We start from the raw sequence: 15,863 nt of genomic DNA, 5'->3' as shown, positions 1-15,863 counted from the left end.
CAAATGAAAGATTACAATGAAATACGTACTTATGTGCGGCGCTGCCTTCATGGCCGCTGCAATCTCTACCCCTGTCCACGCTCACCAAGACGGCAGCGATGGACCTCATGCCTCAGAACATGCCCCGATTGGAGTCATGGCTGACCATCGCCACAAAAAGGGCGAATGGATGCTGTCCTATCGCTTCATGACAATGGATATGGAGGGCAATCGGGACGGTACCACGCCGCTAAGCCCTGACCAGATCGCCACAACCGTCTCCAACCGCTTCTTCGGCAATCCGATGCAGCCTCCGACACTTCGTGTTGTGCCGCTGCAGATGACAATGGACATGCATATGGTCGGCGGAATGTATGGGCTAACCGACCGCGTGACGCTGATGGCGATGACGGGCTACCGGTCGCTCGACATGGATCATGTCACCTATATGGGCGCTATGGGCAGCAATGTGCGCGGCAACTTCACGACCCAGTCTAAGGGCTTTGGCGACAGCACCATCGCAGCGATCATCGGTCTGGATGATAGCACCCGTAAAGAGCGCCAGATCAATCTCAATCTCGGCCTGTCGATCCCAACCGGATCAAACGAGGAAACAGACCAAATCCTGACACCGATGGGCGGCACGCCAACCCCGCGACTGCCCTATCCGATGCAGCTCGGCACTGGGACTTGGGATTTCAAACCCGCGCTGACCGCCTTCGACCGACACGGCAAGATTGGCTACGGCGCGCAAACGTCAGCCCGTTTGCCATTAGGTGAGAATGAGGAGGGCTATAAGTTTGGTAGCCGATTGGAAGGGACAGCGTGGCTATCCTACGAGCCGGATTATTGGATCTCATTCTCGACCCGCGTGAAGGCTGTAACGCAAGGCAAAATTGACGGGATTGACGGGGCTATCATGGCCCCTGTGCAGACCGCCGACCCTGACAATTCAGGCGGCGATAGCATCGAGCTCCTCTTCGGCGTCAATTTGGCGGGTCAGACAGGCGCGCTGAAAGGTCATCGTCTTGCCATTGAATATGGCGTGCCGCTGCACCGTGATCTTAAGGGGCCACAGTTGGAAACAGATAGCGTCCTGACAATCGGTTGGCAGAAAGCCTTTTAAAAAGCTGGACCCCCGGCGCAGTGCCGGGGGTCCGTCGTGGGGGTTCGGTGAATTCTGATAGTTGCGATTGTCGCGCATGATCAGAATAAATTTCGATAAAACCGCCAGTCCCGTCCCTGACGAACACTCCCCATTTCTGTGTCGGACGACCGCCTTAAGGGATTACCCGTTGCAGTTGTATGATGAAACAAGCTTGCGCAAATCTTAACGGCGTCTTTTCAACGCCTGATGAGGACAATAGGCACGAGATCGGAAATTTCTGAGAATTGCAGGAACTTTTTCGGAACAACGTGCGCCGCGCCCCCGTTGGTTTAATGTAGCAACTGGAGAAAACAGCCTTTTATGAATAATCTGAACACCGCTAATTTGAACGCAAAATTTGAAGACTCGATCGTCCGAATGATTGTCACCGGACCCGTTAGTGACATCGAAGTGGAAGCCGCGACACAGTGGTTCGACACGCTGGGCGACGCCCAAGACGAATATCAACTCTATCTCGAAATCCCGAAAATGCATTTCCCTGATCTTGGATCGGTTCGGAAAACATTCCTGTCTCTGGCCAATCTGATGCGAGGCTGGGAGTCCTGCGGTCGTTGTGCCGTCGTGACAGACAGCCCGTTCTTGCGCTCGAGCGCCAAGATCGAAGGCACAGCCTTGCCGCAAATGGAACTCGACAGTTTCGGCATTGTCGAACTCGCCGAAGCCGAAGAATGGCTCGAAGCCGCATAAAGCAGCAACAAAAGTCCAAAGAAAAACCCGGCTCAAGGCCGGGTTTTTTGTACCTAGACTTTCAAGTCGTTCAAATCTTGCCGTCAAAGTCAGACGCGCTGTGACGCTCTGCTAGGCCCTTATCGTCCCATGTCCGGTTCACAAGCTGCCCGCGTTGGAAGGCCGGACGTTCGGCAAGTTGTTTCGCCCACCGAATGACATTCTCATATTCATGGACTTGCAAGAATTCCGCGGCCTCATAGAGAATCCCACGGGCCATTCCACCATACCAAGGGTAGATGGCGAAGTCGGCAATTGTCAGCGCATCACCTGCCATGAACTCATGTTCGGCCAACCGTTTGTCGAGCACATCCATCTGGCGCTTCGTCTCCATCGCAAATCGATCGATAGCGTATTCAATTTTGACCGGCGCGTAGGCATAGAAATGGCCAAAACCACCGCCAAGATAAGGCGCGCTGCCCATTTGCCAGAATAGCCAAGACAGGCATTCGGCGCGGGCCGCCCGGTCTGTTGGCAAGAACATATCGAACTTCTCAGCTAGATAGGTCAGAATTGCACCGGACTCGAAGATGCGGACATGTGGGTCTTCGGAGTGATCCATCAGCGCTGGAATCTTAGAGTTGGGATTGGCCTCGACGAAGCCGGAGGAGAATTGATCCCCCTCACCGATGTTGATCAACCACGCATCATATTCCGCGCCGGAATGACCGGCCGCCAAAAGCTCTTCGAGCATAATGGTGACTTTCACGCCGTTAGGCGTACCGAGCGAGTAGAGCTGAAATGGATGGTCACCAACGGGGCGATCTTTGTCATGGGTCGCGCCACTGATCGGGCGGTTAATATTGGCAAAACGCCCGCCGGAACCTTTGTCCCAAGTCCAGATTTTAGGCGGTGTGTAGTCAGAGAGGTCTTGTGTCATTAGAGGGTCCTAATCGTGTAACCTCACACATTCCAATCACGTCCAGTTGAGGCAAGAAAAAAGCCGCCCCATCACGAGGATGGGAGCGGCTCTTACGACTGATGGTTTCAAACCGCAGTTAAGCGGGTGGACCTATCAATCTTTCGACCCTCGGAGATCGAATTATGCGGCGCGTTTGAAATCGCGCTGGAATGTCCGGTCGTGACGACCCTCATTCAATTCTTCGGCAAGCTTCCGGTTAAACGCCGGAATGTCTGCGGGCTTACGGCTGGTCACAATACCATTGTCGGTCACTGTTTCGCCGTCTGTCCATTGGCCACCTGCGTTTCGGATGTCCGTTTTAATGGACGGGTATGAGGTCAATTCGCGACCTTCAACAATATCGGCTTCAACCAGCAACCAAGGACCGTGGCAGATTGCACCGATGGTTTTGCCCTGTTCGGCAAAGTCACGGACAAGCTGGACGGCCTTATCTTGCGTTCGCAGCATATCGGGATTCTTCAGACCGCCCGGAATGATCAGACCGTCATAGTCGGCAACATTTACGTCACTGAAGGTTAGTTCTGGCGTGTACTCGCGCTGCTCTTCGCTATCGGCTTTAATCGGTTCCGTCTTCATCGAGGCGACTTGTACCGTCGCACCTTGGTCCCGCATATATTCGAGCGGCTCAAAAAACTCTTCTTGCTGAAAGCCGTCGGCTGCAATGATGAGAAGTTTCTTTTGGTTCAAATTAGTCATGGTACTCCTAGTTCGTTCGTAACCGCGGCGCACATCCTTTCGAAAATGCGCTATTGTCATCGCGATGAGCAGAAAAATGCGCTCGTCTTGCCTAATCAATGAACAGCAAGCCTAATCGTTCCATTTTTTATTCAATTACAATCAGTTATTAAACCAACTTAAATTATGGGCCGCGCTTCACTGGCCCTAGACATTGCCAGCCTGCACACAAGCCCGCATAGCGCATGAATGAGAACTGACGCTGCCCCCACGCCGACCCGCCTTGCGGATTACACGCCTTATAATTTTGAGATTTCGGAAACCCGCTTCGACTTCCGGCTTGATCCGAAAGCGACCCGTGTACGCTCATTGCTCAAGATGAAGCGAACTGGGCCAGGACCTCTGGTGCTTGATGGTGAAGCGATCGATCTTGTCTCAGTCGAGATTGATGGGCGTCAGCTCAAACGGTCTGAATATCGTCTGACACAGGATAAACTAATCCTCGAAGAGACACCGGACGTCTTCACTCTGAACATTGAATCCAAATGCAACCCCAGCGCCAATACGACGCTGATGGGTCTATATGTATCAGGTGGCCGTTTCTGCACTCAGTGCGAGGCAGAAGGCTTTCGCCGGATCACCTATTTTCCGGACCGTCCCGACGTCATGAGCGTCTTCACGGTTTTGATCGACGCCGACAAAACCGCCTACCCGACCCTACTCGCCAACGGCAATAAGATCGAAGAAGGCGATATTGATGGCGGTCGCCATTACGCCGTCTGGCACGATCCGTTCCTCAAACCTTGCTACCTCTTCGCCCTAGTCGCGGGTGAGTTTGATCTGCTTGAAGACAGTTTCACCACCATGAGCGGGCGGTCCATTCCGCTCGAAATCTTTGTCGATCCGGGCGATGCGCCCAAGGCGGCCTATGCCATGGACTCGTTGATCCGGGCTATGGCGTGGGACGAACGCGCCTTTGGCCGAGAATATGATCTCGACCGGTTCATGATCGTCGCGGTCCGTGATTTCAATTTCGGTGCGATGGAAAATAAGGGTTTGAATATCTTCAACTCCTCGCTCTTGCTCGCCGACGCTGAAACAGCGACCGACATGAATTTCGAACGGATCGAAAGCGTCGTTGCGCATGAATATTTCCACAACTGGACGGGCAATCGCATCACCTGCCGCGACTGGTTTCAACTCTGTCTCAAGGAAGGCTTCACAGTCTTTCGCGATCAAGAGTTCTCTGCTGATCAGCGCGGCGCAGCTGTCCAACGCATCAAGGATGTTCGCGCCCTTCGCGCCCGTCAGTTTGCCGAAGATAATGGCCCCCTCGCCCATCCTGTGCGGCCAACCGAATATCTGAAGATCGACAATTTCTACACTGCCACGATTTACGAAAAGGGCGCGGAGCTGATCCGGATGCTTAAAGCCTGGCTCGGCGAAGACATGTTCCGAAAAGGGTCCGATATTTATTTCGACAGGCTCGATGGTACGGCGGCAACGATCGAACAATTTCTCGCCTGTTTTGAAACGGCGTCCGGCGAGGACATGGGACAATTTATGCGCTGGTATGAACAGGCCGGGACACCGCGCCTGACGGTGCGACGCCGCCGGACGCCGACAAAGCCCGTCATCAGTCAGGTCGTGTCGTTTAAACAAGTGACACCCCCAACACCGGGGCAACCCAAAAAGGCCGCCGTTCTGATCCCGATCCGGTGGCAAGCCATTGGCGAGAATGGTCCCTTAATGGAGCCGCAACTGACGGTCATGACCACCAAATCGACGGATGTGTCCTATCCAAGATTTGATGAACCACATTCCATCTCTGTGCTGCAGGGATTTTCTGCGCCTGTGATTTTAAACTCAGACGCGACGACGGCAGACCTCGTCCGGCTTATGGGCAATGATCCAGATGCGTTTAATCGCTGGGAAGCCGGACAAACGCTGGCCCGACGTTTACTCGTTGATTTTGCCAAAGCGCTGGAAGCCGGCAAAATGCCGAAAACCAACCCGGCCCTACGCGATTATTGCAAGGCCCTAGGCACAACCCTGAATGACCCACAATTCGATAATGCCTTTAAAGCACTGGTCCTGACATCCCCGTCCAGCATGGAAGTGCTGATGGAAGCCGCCCCAATTGACCCCATCGCCGTTCATGAAGCGGGTCAATGGCTGTCCCGCGCGGTTGCTGACGCGCTGCGCGACGACCTTCTGGTCACTTACAAAGCCATGCGGGACAAGACTGGCGTCTTTTCGCCCGACGCCGAGGCGGCCGGACGGCGAGCCCTTAAGAGCCGCTGTCTCGCCCTGCTCTCTGCACGGTTCGATCCGTTGGCCGCATCGCTGGCGTCCAATCAGCTCGATAATGCGACCAATATGACGGACGAGCTCGCCGCCCTGATCACACTGTCACGTCTTGGCGGACAACGTGTCGAAAGCTCAATGGAGGCTTTCTTTGCGAAATGGAAAGATCAGCCGCTCGTACTCGACAAATGGTTCTCGGTTCAGTCAATGCGCGATCACGCTGACGGAATCCACGCCATCACGCGCTTGGCCGAAACCCCATCCTATGAGCGCAATAACCCCAACAGAGTGCGCGCCCTCGTCGGCGGCTTCTCTATGGGCAACACCAAATTGTTCCATAAGCTGGATGGGTCTGGATACCGCTTCTTCGCCGATCAAGTCCTCGACATGGATAGCCGCAACCCATCTGTTGCCGCGCGCCTGCTCGGCGCATTCGAAATCTGGCGAAAACTAGATCCGAGACGCCAAGCGTTGGTTCAGGCTGAGCTGGACCGTATCATCGCGGCCAAGCCCAGTAAAAATGTTCTGGAAATTGCGGAACGGACGCGGGGTTAAAGTCCCGCGCCTGACCAAGCTTATCGGGTTATCGGGTTATCGGACAATACGCTCAAACCATATGTCGCTCACTAAAGGTGCTGAAATCTGTGCGCCTATGACGACGTCAGATGCATCTCTGACAAATTTGACGCGACCCAACGCAGTGCCTGGCGCCCTAAACATATCCGGCTGATAGTCGCTCAGCGTAGCGACAGGTAGGCGGATATGCGTGGCCGTCATCACACCGTCTTCGACGTTAACCTCATAGCTAGTTGCGAGTTCCTCACTATAGTATCGACCCGCATAATCGGACGCGCTAACGGGTGATGGCTCATAAGACTCGAGTTCAATCCGCGGGGCTCGCAACGATCCGTGGAGGCCAATGACGTAAAGAAGCGCAGTGGGTCGTCCTGCAGCATCCACCTCAAACTCCACAAACAGATCACCATCTGAATCGAGCGCGAAGCGTCTTTGCCCGACCTGCGGCAGAACATTCGTGTCGTCCGAACCCATCATTGTCAGCGTTAGGTCTGATCCGTCAGCTCCGATCTGAAACAGAGTGCCAGGATACAACTCATAGTCTCCCTCATAGCTTTGCGCGTCGCTCACGCTCAAAGCTGCCCACTCTGCCGGAGCTTCAAGTTGGAATGAGTCGCTATCTGACAAAAAGATGTCGACCATTCCGAAGGCAATTTTCGCCGTATCGAAATCGGATCGATTGCTCAGGATTGAGATCGCAAAGGTTTCACTAGGCACGCGGAGTAAGAAGGATCGGTAACCCGCAATCCGCCCACCATGCGACCACGTTTCCAGGCCGTTATATTGGCGGCGTTCGTGTCCGCGACCGAATGTGGCCGAGCGACCATCCGTCGCCTTTTTCCGAATGGCCATGTTTTGGAAGAGTTCATCAGAACCGATCTTGCGCGTTTCAAAGTTGGCAGCCCATTTCAGCAGATCGTGAGCCGTCGTCGTCAGGCCAGTCGATCCAACAAGCTCTGAATTATGGTGGATATTGGCATACCCATCACCCTTTGGTGCGTAGGATTTCGCATGATTGGAAAGCAATACCGTACGATCAGAATAAAACTGGGTTCGAGTCATTTGGAGCGGTTTGAAAAGCCTCTCCCGAGTAAAATCCTGAAATGATTGCCCCGACACGGTTTCGACGATTTGCGCCAGCAGAAGATATCCCGAATTGCTATATTCTACAGCAGTTCCCGACGCAAAATTCACGCCGCGCTGACGCGCAACCAGACGACGAAATTGACGATTGGTTTCGACATCGTCTTCCAACCAGCCTGAGAGCGGGGCCAGGACGCCGCCTTCTCGCAGTCCGCCCATATGGTCTAAAAGATGAGCGATCGTCACTGGCTGCTCAAACTCTGGCAGGCCGGGCAGATAGGTGCGTATATCCTCATTCACATCCAACAGACCGTCCGACTGCAAAAGGAAGATGGAGAAAGCGGTGAATTGTTTGGAGACTGACGCCACCTTAAACACAGTATCGGGCGTGATCGGAATGCCGTAATCCAAATCTGCGATACCGTTCCCCGACGCGAAAACGGTTTCGCCGTTCAAACTGATAGCGACCGCTACGCCGGGCGCATCGTCTAAGTCCCAGTCTTCTAACAACGCCGTCGCTTGTTCTGAAACAGACAGCGTCGGTGCCTGTGGATTGGGTTCGGTTTGCGCACAACTCGAAAGGTGCAACACGGCCATGAGGGCAAAGATGGGTGGTATGAGTCGTCTGGTACGCATGGGGACATCCTTGAAATGGAACTGACCATGCCAAGGAGCTTATTCTGGCCTGAAACGCGACCGACTACGCGAAATCGAACCTTTTTGACGCGTTAGTTCATTCCATCGTCCACGGACTTCAACCTCATTACGCCATCGATCGAGCCAGATCTCTCGACTTCCGAAATGCGCTAGGCGTCATATGAGTGCGCTTTTTGAAGGCCGTATTGAATGACGATTTTGAATTGAACCCAACGGCATAAAGCACATCCAAGACCGTACGTTCTGGCTGGTCAGTCAACATCACTTTGGCTGTGTCGACCCGGTAGCCGTTGACGAAATCAAAGAAATGCACACCGAATTCGAGATTGATCAGTTCCGACAGCTCCCGTGGTGTAAACGCCATTTGATCCGCTAGGGTTTTGAGATTCAATTCAGGATCGAGATAAGGGCGAGTCCCATCCATATGTGTCACCAACCGTTTCTTTTCGGCACTTATTGACCGTGTGTCGGAGGTTGGTTTCGCTTCACGCTTCAGCGGAATGGACGAAGTACCGTCAATGCCTCGGAAGATTTCAGGATGAAGCAGAGCCTTCAGCGTCACCCAAGTCACAACAGACAGAACGATCAGGGCGCCTGAAAGCTGCAACCCCTGAAACAAGCTGGTCATGGTTCCAAATGAGACGAAACTGCGCACAAGCGTCAACGTATGTGCATAAATCGATACGATCAGAAGCTGCGACAGCCATCTGAAAACCTCTGATCGACTATCCGCAAACATCTGTTGAAATCGGGATCTGAAGCGAAGGAGGATAACGATCACTGCGGCGATATATGTATAATACTGAACGTGTGAGACGATCAGCCCGAAGACTAACTCAGTCTGCGTCATGTAAAGTGTTCGGCTATCAGGCGAGACTACCGTTTCATCTATTGCCCATGGCAATTGCTCGCCCGGTAAGGTCAGCAACAGCATCACGAGAAACGGCACCATGTGCACACAATCGCGCCACTTCAGTCTTACATTGGAATAAAGACTGGTCACAAAGAACCCAACAAACACTGGCATTTGCAACGCTCCGAGTGAGGACCGAGCGGCATCGGGCCACGATCCCGCCAGGTCGCTCCCCATCACTATCCAAGCGCTGACATCCATCGCCGTCAGAATGAGAAAGATGGCGAACAGCCAATTGGGCAGCTTTCTCTCGGTCGGAACGGCTATAAGAAATGCCGCCAGCACGACGCACATGAAGCAGATGAGAATGGAGATTATGGCCAACGCCTGATCAAACATCTTGTCTCCTGCTCATCGCGCTCACTCAGGCCGGAGCATTTCGTGATTTCCGCGCACATGGCAGAGCTCAGCCGCCATAACAATCTAGTCGTAGATTGATTAATTCAAAACGACCCAATCGACACGATTTATTAGGGCCAGCGTGCTACTTACCCTCCCTAAATCTATGCCGTATTTTATAAACAACCAAAGGCTTCCGGGCCCATGACGAATCTGAGTAACGTCCTTACGGCCGCTGGCTTTCGCGAACATGTGTCGGAACAGCGCTACAAAGTGATGCGCCAGCCGATCGTCGATCTGACGGACGGTCATATCCATCATTATGAATGGTTAGTCCGTTTCGCGGGTCAAGGAACGGAAGGCGTAATCCGCCCGGCCGAAATTTCAGGAGTCATTCGGGACCTTGATTTATCAATGTTGGCTCAAGCCATTCTAGTCCTCAACGCGGACCCTGACGGTCCTGGCATAGCGATCAACCTATCCGGGGCGTCGGTCGATAAAGAAACCTTCAAACCGTCTGTCTTAGCCTGCCTAACAGCGCTTCACGCCTCGCCCACCCGACTTGTCATTGAGCTGACCGAAAGCTGGGACATGGATAATATCGAGCTAGCGGAAAGCCTGCTCACTGAACTTAAATCGCGGGGACATCCGGTCTGCCTTGACGATGTTGGCGCTGGCGCGGCTTCAATCCGCTACCTGCGCGCCCTCCCGGCAAATTGGTTGAAGATCGATGGTGGATTTGTTGCGGCGGCCTTCAATAATGTGAGAGACCGAGCCATTTTGCAGGCTTTGTTGACCCTTCGCGAACCGCTTGATGTGCGCTTCATCGCCGAAGGAATCGAGACCGTCGAATTACTCGATTTCGTGCGTCGTCTTGGGATCGATGCCGCGCAGGGTTATGCTCTCGGTAAGCCGGAAGTCGAAACCCGCATCAAATAGCCGATATACAGACGAAATTTCCTTTTATTACCGGACTGTTAACCCTAATTTGGTTCGACAGTCCGGTAGCTGCCCGTTACCCATTCAAGGGTGATTCGGAATGGGAGGCCGACTGCATTCTGACATGGTGGCGAACCGCTCACATCCCAATGCGTCCGCACCCCCACACCCGGTGCAAGACCAACGACCTGCGCCATCGCAGCCTTATCCTATGCCCGGTGCTTCCAGCGACGCACCCGCCAATTCTGGTCCGGTAGAATATCAGCCTAGAAATCCGAGCCAACTTCAACCCCCCGCTCAAGCACAGCCGTACACGCCCCGGGCGTACGCGCCTTCTGGCGGACACTCACAGGTGCCACAGCCTAACCTGCCACCTATGCCTTTAGCCCAGCCTGGCACCGAACCGCCGGGTCCGACCACGGAGACCCCGCTTAGAGCGGCCGCTCATGCGCCTCAACATCCCGACGCAATCACTCCGCTAAGATCACGTGTTGGGATGGGACCAACCCCACCGCCCGCTCCACATGCTGGCGCTGTTATGGCACCGCCACCCGTTCAACTGCCTGTTCCCGCTCAGCAGCCTGTGCAAACTCCTAGGGATCAGTCCGAAACCGCACTTATGAACCGTATCTCCAACCGCATCAGCGGCGTACAGGGCGTACGTCGTATCATTCTTGCGTCGCTAGCATTCGTCGCACTGTTCGCGATCTTGTTCACAACCAAGACGGTCGGCGATTATAGTCGGCACACACAAACCACTATGAGCGCCTTTACCTCTGATCTCGAAATTCGGGCCCGGAGCGTTTCAGAGGCTATTGACGCGCAAACGGCTTTGATGAGCCTGTCTCTATCTGTTTCCAGAGACCCCTCGATTATTGCCCCCTTGGCTCGGCGGTCCGATAAGGTTGTGGGTATCGCCGTCCTCAACGGCCAAGGTGAGGTTCTTGCCGAGACAGATAATGCTGGCCTTGCTTTGTCACAGATTGATCTGAGCGGGATTGGCGATGGACATATTCGCATCGCCTCCTTGATCCAACCTGAGACTGGCGAAACCACTCCTGTGATTGTTCAGCGCGTGCAGGATATTTACCTACTCGCAGCGCTACAGTCTGGCGCTCTGGCGGGCACTGGCGGACCCGACAATGCATTGGTTCTATCGAATGGCCGTCTGATCGACGCGCCGTCTAATATTGGCAAGATCGGAGCTTATTCCCATTTTGAACTCACGCCAGCGCGGATGAATACGCTGGCACAGCTTAATAAAACGGAGTTGATCCGAACAGAAGCGGGCGGAACGCCCGTCTGGCTAGGCGCGGCCCCTGTGCCAAAATCCGGCGGATCCATGTTCTTGATCGACCGTCGCGATCGCTCCATGCCGAGCTTCCTGACCCAGAATATTATTATGTTCGGCTTGTTGTTTGCCGGCTTAGTCTGGTTAGGCTGGGTGCTAGCCTATCAACTTGTCCGGCAGATGCGGGCGCTCAAGGTTAGAAATAGTGAAGATGAAGTTGCGCGCCAGCGTTACCAGGCCGCGGTCGAAGGATCAGGCGGCGGCATCTGGGAAATCGATCTGACACGCAATACGGCTTATCTCAGCAAATCACTCGCCAGAATGATGGGTCTGGGCGACGAAGATAAGACGATCTCTTTGCCACAATTCCTAGCGATATTTGAAGGGAACGATCGCGACAAACTCTACAACACCATCAGACGCGCCCATGTCACGGGTGCCTTCGACATGGAATTATCCTTGGCGCAATTGCCTCTGATCGTGGCCTGTCGGGGGGTGCCGTCGACGCGTGGCTATGATCAGGCCAAGGTCATCATCGGCATGTCCATCGACGTGACGGAAGCCCGCGGCACGCAGACCCGGCTCAAGGCAGCGGAAGCGCGCCTCTATGATGCGCTTCGGTCTATGAACGATAGTTTCGTCATCTGGGATCAGCTGGGGCGATTGGTGCTATGGAACCGAAAATTTGAAGACTTTTTTGGGTTTGAAGCCGGCAATCTCCAGCCAGGCATGGAATATTCCGTTATCGAGCATTATTCCGATCAGGTGATCGAAAGCATTTCTGATCTCGAAGACGGAACGGGACGGGAAATCCAGCTGAAAGATGGACGCTGGCTGCGTTATTTAGAGACACAGACTGTCGACGGCGGGCGTGTATCAATCGGCACTGATGTAACGGGGATCCGCGCGCGCGAAACCGAATTGGAAGCCAATCGCGACCGCCTGCAATCGACCATCAATATTTTACGGGAGTCACAAACCCGGATTGTCGAACTCGCGGAGAACTATGAGCAGGAAAAAATCCGCGCCGAGGAAGCTAATCAATCCAAGTCCGAATTCTTGGCGAATATGAGCCACGAGCTGCGCACACCGCTGAATGCGATCAACGGCTTTTCCGACATTATGAAGAAAGAGATGTTCGGTCCGCTCGGCGACCCGCGTTACCGCGAATATATCTCTGACATCCTGTTCTCTGGGCAACATCTCCTATCTCTGATCAACGATATTCTCGATATGTCGAAGATTGAGGCAGGGAAGATGACGCTTAATGTTGAATCGCTCTCAATCGCGGACATAATTACCCAAGTTCTTCGTATGGTTCGGGGTCGCGCTGACGAAAATCGCTTAAAGCTCGTCAATGACGAGATTGACGCGCAAGACATTCAAGCTGATCCACGTGCAGTTAAACAGGTTCTGCTCAACCTTGCGACCAATGCCATCAAGTTCACGCCTGAAGGCGGAACCGTAACGTTGAAGGTGGAACCCAAATCGAGTGGCATCATTGTCCATGTCATCGATACAGGGATTGGTATTTCCGAAAAAGACATCGCCCGATTGGCGCAGCCATTTGAACAAATCGACAGCCAACACTCGCGCAAACATGAAGGGACGGGCCTCGGTCTGGCGCTCTCCAAATCGTTGGTGGAATTACATGGTGGCAATTTGAGCATTGCTTCAACACTCGGCGAAGGCACAACAGTAACCTTCACCTTACCGAACACCCCTGTCGCGAAAGCTGTCGAGGTTGAAACGACTGAGGTTGGCGATGAGATCACCCGCCTCGCCCAAGACATCGCCAATGTTCTTGGTCAAGGCGACCGCGAACCTACGGAGGCGGCGTCGGTCGCTTAGGTAAGTTTATCGGTCTGAGCTGTAGTGGCTTCAGGATCGGCTTTTCTGGCCTTAACGCGCGGAAAGACCAGTTCGACTTTCAGCCCCGGGCGCCCTTCATGATCATCCTGCCCAGCGATCACGGCGTCTGCTCCCAGCCCGTCATCCATGATGAGCTCCGCTTGGTGTAATTCAGCGACTGCATCAACAAGCGCTAATCCAAGACCAGAGCCCGGCTTTGTGCGGCTCTTATCCAGTCGAACGAAACGCTCTTTGACGCGCTCCCGATCAAATTTCGGAATGCCGGGGCCATCATCCGCAACTGCGATCCGAACCCGACCCCGCGGGCTCTTCTTCGCTGATAAGTGGATGCGGCCGCTGCCGGCTTCGCCGTCCATGTCGACCGGCGTGTATTTGATCGCATTCTCGACAAGATTTGATACGGCTTGGGAGAGTAATCCTCGATCCGCCATGATCATCAAACCTTTATCAATATGGTGGGTGAAGGTAATCCCAACATCGTCGCAAGCTGGCTCGTAAAGCTCGGCCAGATCGTCAAGTATCGGTTTGGGGTCGAGAGGTTTAAGCAACTCGCGCCGCTCACCCGCTTCAAGCCGGGCAATCCGCAAGACAGAGTCAAATGTCTTTAGTAATTGATCCGCATCTGACGCCGCTGCGTAAAGCACGTCGGCTTCTGGTTTATCACCGGCCTCGACGGCGGCCGTTTCCAGCCGCGTCCGCAACCGTGTCAAAGGCGTCCGGAGATCATGTGCGACCGAGTCTCCGGCATAACGCATGGCTTTCATCAGCCTGTCGATGTGATCGAGCATCCCGTTCAGATGCTCGGCCAGACGATCCATTTCATCTTCGGAATAGTTTCGCGGCGCTCGACGATCCAGATGACCCGCCTGCACATCATTGGCGAGTTGATTAAGGCTATCGACGCGGCGAGCGAACCGACGCGCGACAAAAATTGACGAGAGAATACCAAGAAATAAGGCGATAAGTGACGACGTCGTCATGGCCGACCTCATGCGCTCACCCGTGCGCATGATATTTTCAACGTCACGACCGACGAACAATACACCGTCCGGAGGTTCGTCTATCTGGCCTTCTTTTCCAATAACGAGACCCACCGCACTGATACGCCGCTCTTCCACATCTCCTGTTTCAGGGTTTTCAACCGTCGCAATGGCCTTTTCCCAGATGAGGGATGAGGAACGATCAAACTGAGGAAGATCTTTAGACGCCATACCAAGGGTCTGGATGTCCTCAGTAACAAGCTTACCGACAGCCGCGCCTTTGAAGACAAACATCGAATAGATGTCGGGCGAAACATCGCGCAATGTCACATAACGGGACGTCCGCTCCCGAGCACCAGCATCAAATATGGCCCGCGCGAGGGCAACTTGCTCCAAATTGATATCGGACGCGTTTTGCGGAAGAATGCCGGATTGCTGTGCAGCCAGTAACTCGGCATCGCCGCCGCTTTGGAAGATAACTTCCAGTTCAGAAAGCTCATTCTTCAAGCCTTCTTCAATGCGTCTCAATTCAGACGACACGATCGTATCATAAACGATCAGTTGAGCGACCAGCAGCGAACCCCCGAATAGCACTGCTCCGACTAGCGAGAGTCGGAACACCGTATTCTTCAGAAGACGTGAAAGCGTCTCGGCGAGATCACCGAGAGGCTGAGCGTCTTTGTGTTTTGCGGTCGCGTTCAATCAGGGCTGCAGGCGGTAACCCGCGCCGCGAACCGTGTGCAGCAGGGGTGTTTCGAACTCTTTGTCGATCTTGCCACGCAAACGCGAAATATGAACGTCGATAACATTGGTCTGGGGGTCAAAATGATAGTCCCAGACTTTTTCGAGTAACATCGTCCGGGTTACAACCCGCCCTGCATTGCGCATCAAACATTCCAGCAAACGAAACTCGCGAGGCTGAAGCAGAACTTTCTGCCCTGCCCGACGCACCGTCCGCGCCAAGAGGTCCATTTCAAGATCGCCGACTTTCAACTTGGTGACGGCGGCGGTTGGGTCTGACCGTCGACCGATCGCCTCGACTCGGGCCAGTAACTCAGTGAAAGAATAGGGTTTGGCGAGATAATCGTCGCCACCCGCCCGAAGCCCTTCGACCTTATGGTCCGTTTCGCCCAAGGCAGACAGGATCAGGACCGGAGTCGCATTCCCGTTCTCGCGCATATTGGAGAGAACTTCGAGCCCGTCGCGTTTAGGCAACATGCGGTCAAGGATCACCGCGTCATAGTCAGCGGCCCCGGCCATCTCTAGCGCGGTATCGCCATCTGCGGCAAGGTCAACGACATGTCCGGCTTCGGACAAACCCTTTTTGACATACTCAGCGGCTACTTCGTCATCTTCGACAACTAGAATTTTCATCAACGTCTCTCCGTAATGCTCTGTCCATATAGTTACAGGCAGACGATCAGGAAAGATAACGA

Annotated in this window: 11 protein-coding genes; 5 read left to right on the top strand and 6 right to left on the bottom strand. The window is 54.0% G+C overall.

Translation table 11 applies throughout. From position 1 onward, the window contains the following. The first annotated feature begins 16 nt into the window (after positions 1-16). Both QQL54_RS03310 and QQL54_RS03305 read left to right on the top strand, forming a co-directional pair. On the top strand, positions 17-1,105 hold the full coding sequence (locus QQL54_RS03310) for a transporter (RefSeq protein ID WP_284387530.1): 1,089 nt from the start codon (positions 17-19) through the stop codon (positions 1,103-1,105). A gap of 342 nt (positions 1,106-1,447) precedes the next feature. Continuing rightward, on the top strand, positions 1,448-1,834 hold the full coding sequence (locus tag QQL54_RS03305) for an STAS/SEC14 domain-containing protein (protein ID WP_284387528.1): 387 nt from the start codon (positions 1,448-1,450) through the stop codon (positions 1,832-1,834). Between the two features lie 70 nt (positions 1,835-1,904). Here the strand turns inward: QQL54_RS03305 and yghU are convergent, their stop codons facing one another. Together yghU and QQL54_RS03295 are read right to left on the bottom strand one after the other, a co-directional pair. Beyond that, positions 1,905-2,753 carry a glutathione-dependent disulfide-bond oxidoreductase gene (gene yghU / locus QQL54_RS03300; RefSeq protein WP_284387526.1) on the bottom strand — a complete coding sequence of 283 codons (849 nt, stop codon included), beginning with the start codon at positions 2,751-2,753 and terminating at the stop codon, positions 1,905-1,907. Between the two features lie 162 nt (positions 2,754-2,915). Further along, entirely contained in the window at positions 2,916-3,491 is a 576-nt protein-coding gene (locus QQL54_RS03295; RefSeq protein WP_284387525.1) for a type 1 glutamine amidotransferase domain-containing protein, read from the bottom strand. Positions 3,492-3,719: 228 nt separating this feature from the next. Here QQL54_RS03295 and pepN point away from each other — a divergent pair, with 228 nt between their 5' ends. Next, on the top strand, positions 3,720-6,332 hold the full coding sequence (gene pepN, locus QQL54_RS03290) for an aminopeptidase N (protein WP_284387523.1): 2,613 nt from the start codon (positions 3,720-3,722) through the stop codon (positions 6,330-6,332). Positions 6,333-6,368: 36 nt separating this feature from the next. On the opposite strand, the gene QQL54_RS03285 is transcribed toward pepN, so the two are convergent. After that, entirely contained in the window at positions 6,369-8,072 is a 1,704-nt protein-coding gene (locus QQL54_RS03285) for a serine hydrolase (RefSeq protein ID WP_284387520.1), read from the bottom strand. Positions 8,073-8,199: 127 nt separating this feature from the next. Further along, positions 8,200-9,345, bottom strand: coding sequence for an AraC family transcriptional regulator (locus QQL54_RS03280; protein ID WP_284387518.1), 1,146 nt, complete (start codon positions 9,343-9,345; stop codon positions 8,200-8,202). A gap of 204 nt (positions 9,346-9,549) precedes the next feature. Here QQL54_RS03280 and QQL54_RS03275 point away from each other — a divergent pair, with 204 nt between their 5' ends. Then, positions 9,550-10,284: an EAL domain-containing protein gene (locus QQL54_RS03275; protein WP_284387516.1), complete on the top strand. Its 735-nt coding sequence runs from the start codon at positions 9,550-9,552 to the stop codon at positions 10,282-10,284. Between the two features lie 538 nt (positions 10,285-10,822). After that, positions 10,823-13,426 (top strand): PAS domain-containing sensor histidine kinase, encoded by a 2,604-nt coding sequence (locus QQL54_RS03270; protein WP_284387513.1) that lies wholly within the window; start codon positions 10,823-10,825, stop codon positions 13,424-13,426. Here the strand turns inward: QQL54_RS03270 and QQL54_RS03265 are convergent. Together QQL54_RS03265 and QQL54_RS03260 are read right to left on the bottom strand one after the other, a co-directional pair. After that, positions 13,423-15,129, bottom strand: a complete 1,707-nt coding sequence (locus QQL54_RS03265; protein ID WP_284387511.1) for a sensor histidine kinase — start codon at positions 15,127-15,129, stop codon at positions 13,423-13,425. The genes QQL54_RS03270 and QQL54_RS03265 overlap by 4 nt on opposite strands. Then, complete coding sequence (locus QQL54_RS03260; protein ID WP_284387510.1) at positions 15,130-15,801, bottom strand: response regulator transcription factor; 672 nt, start codon at positions 15,799-15,801, stop codon at positions 15,130-15,132. Positions 15,802-15,863 lie beyond the last annotated feature (62 nt).

Origin of the sequence: Algimonas ampicilliniresistens, from assembly GCF_030159955.1 — a bacterium.
In the GTDB taxonomy this organism is placed as follows: Bacteria; Pseudomonadota; Alphaproteobacteria; order Caulobacterales; family Maricaulaceae; genus Litorimonas; species Litorimonas ampicilliniresistens.
Note: the sequence above shows the minus strand (reverse complement) of the source record. Positions and strands in the feature narration are given on the sequence as shown.

Bases quoted from the DNA above. Each gene is read 5' to 3' on its own strand.
- QQL54_RS03310 (WP_284387530.1), top strand. From the start codon at position 17: ATGAAATACGTACTTATGTGCGGCGCTGCCTTCATGGCCGCTGCAATC.
- QQL54_RS03305 (WP_284387528.1), top strand. From the start codon at position 1,448: ATGAATAATCTGAACACCGCTAATTTGAACGCAAAATTTGAAGACTCG.
- yghU (WP_284387526.1), bottom strand. From the start codon at position 2,753: ATGACACAAGACCTCTCTGACTACACACCGCCTAAAATCTGGACTTGG.
- QQL54_RS03295 (WP_284387525.1), bottom strand. From the start codon at position 3,491: ATGACTAATTTGAACCAAAAGAAACTTCTCATCATTGCAGCCGACGGC.
- pepN (WP_284387523.1), top strand. From the start codon at position 3,720: ATGAGAACTGACGCTGCCCCCACGCCGACCCGCCTTGCGGATTACACG.
- QQL54_RS03285 (WP_284387520.1), bottom strand. From the start codon at position 8,072: ATGCGTACCAGACGACTCATACCACCCATCTTTGCCCTCATGGCCGTG.
- QQL54_RS03280 (WP_284387518.1), bottom strand. From the start codon at position 9,345: ATGTTTGATCAGGCGTTGGCCATAATCTCCATTCTCATCTGCTTCATG.
- QQL54_RS03275 (WP_284387516.1), top strand. From the start codon at position 9,550: ATGACGAATCTGAGTAACGTCCTTACGGCCGCTGGCTTTCGCGAACAT.
- QQL54_RS03270 (WP_284387513.1), top strand. From the start codon at position 10,823: ATGGCACCGCCACCCGTTCAACTGCCTGTTCCCGCTCAGCAGCCTGTG.
- QQL54_RS03260 (WP_284387510.1), bottom strand. From the start codon at position 15,801: ATGAAAATTCTAGTTGTCGAAGATGACGAAGTAGCCGCTGAGTATGTC.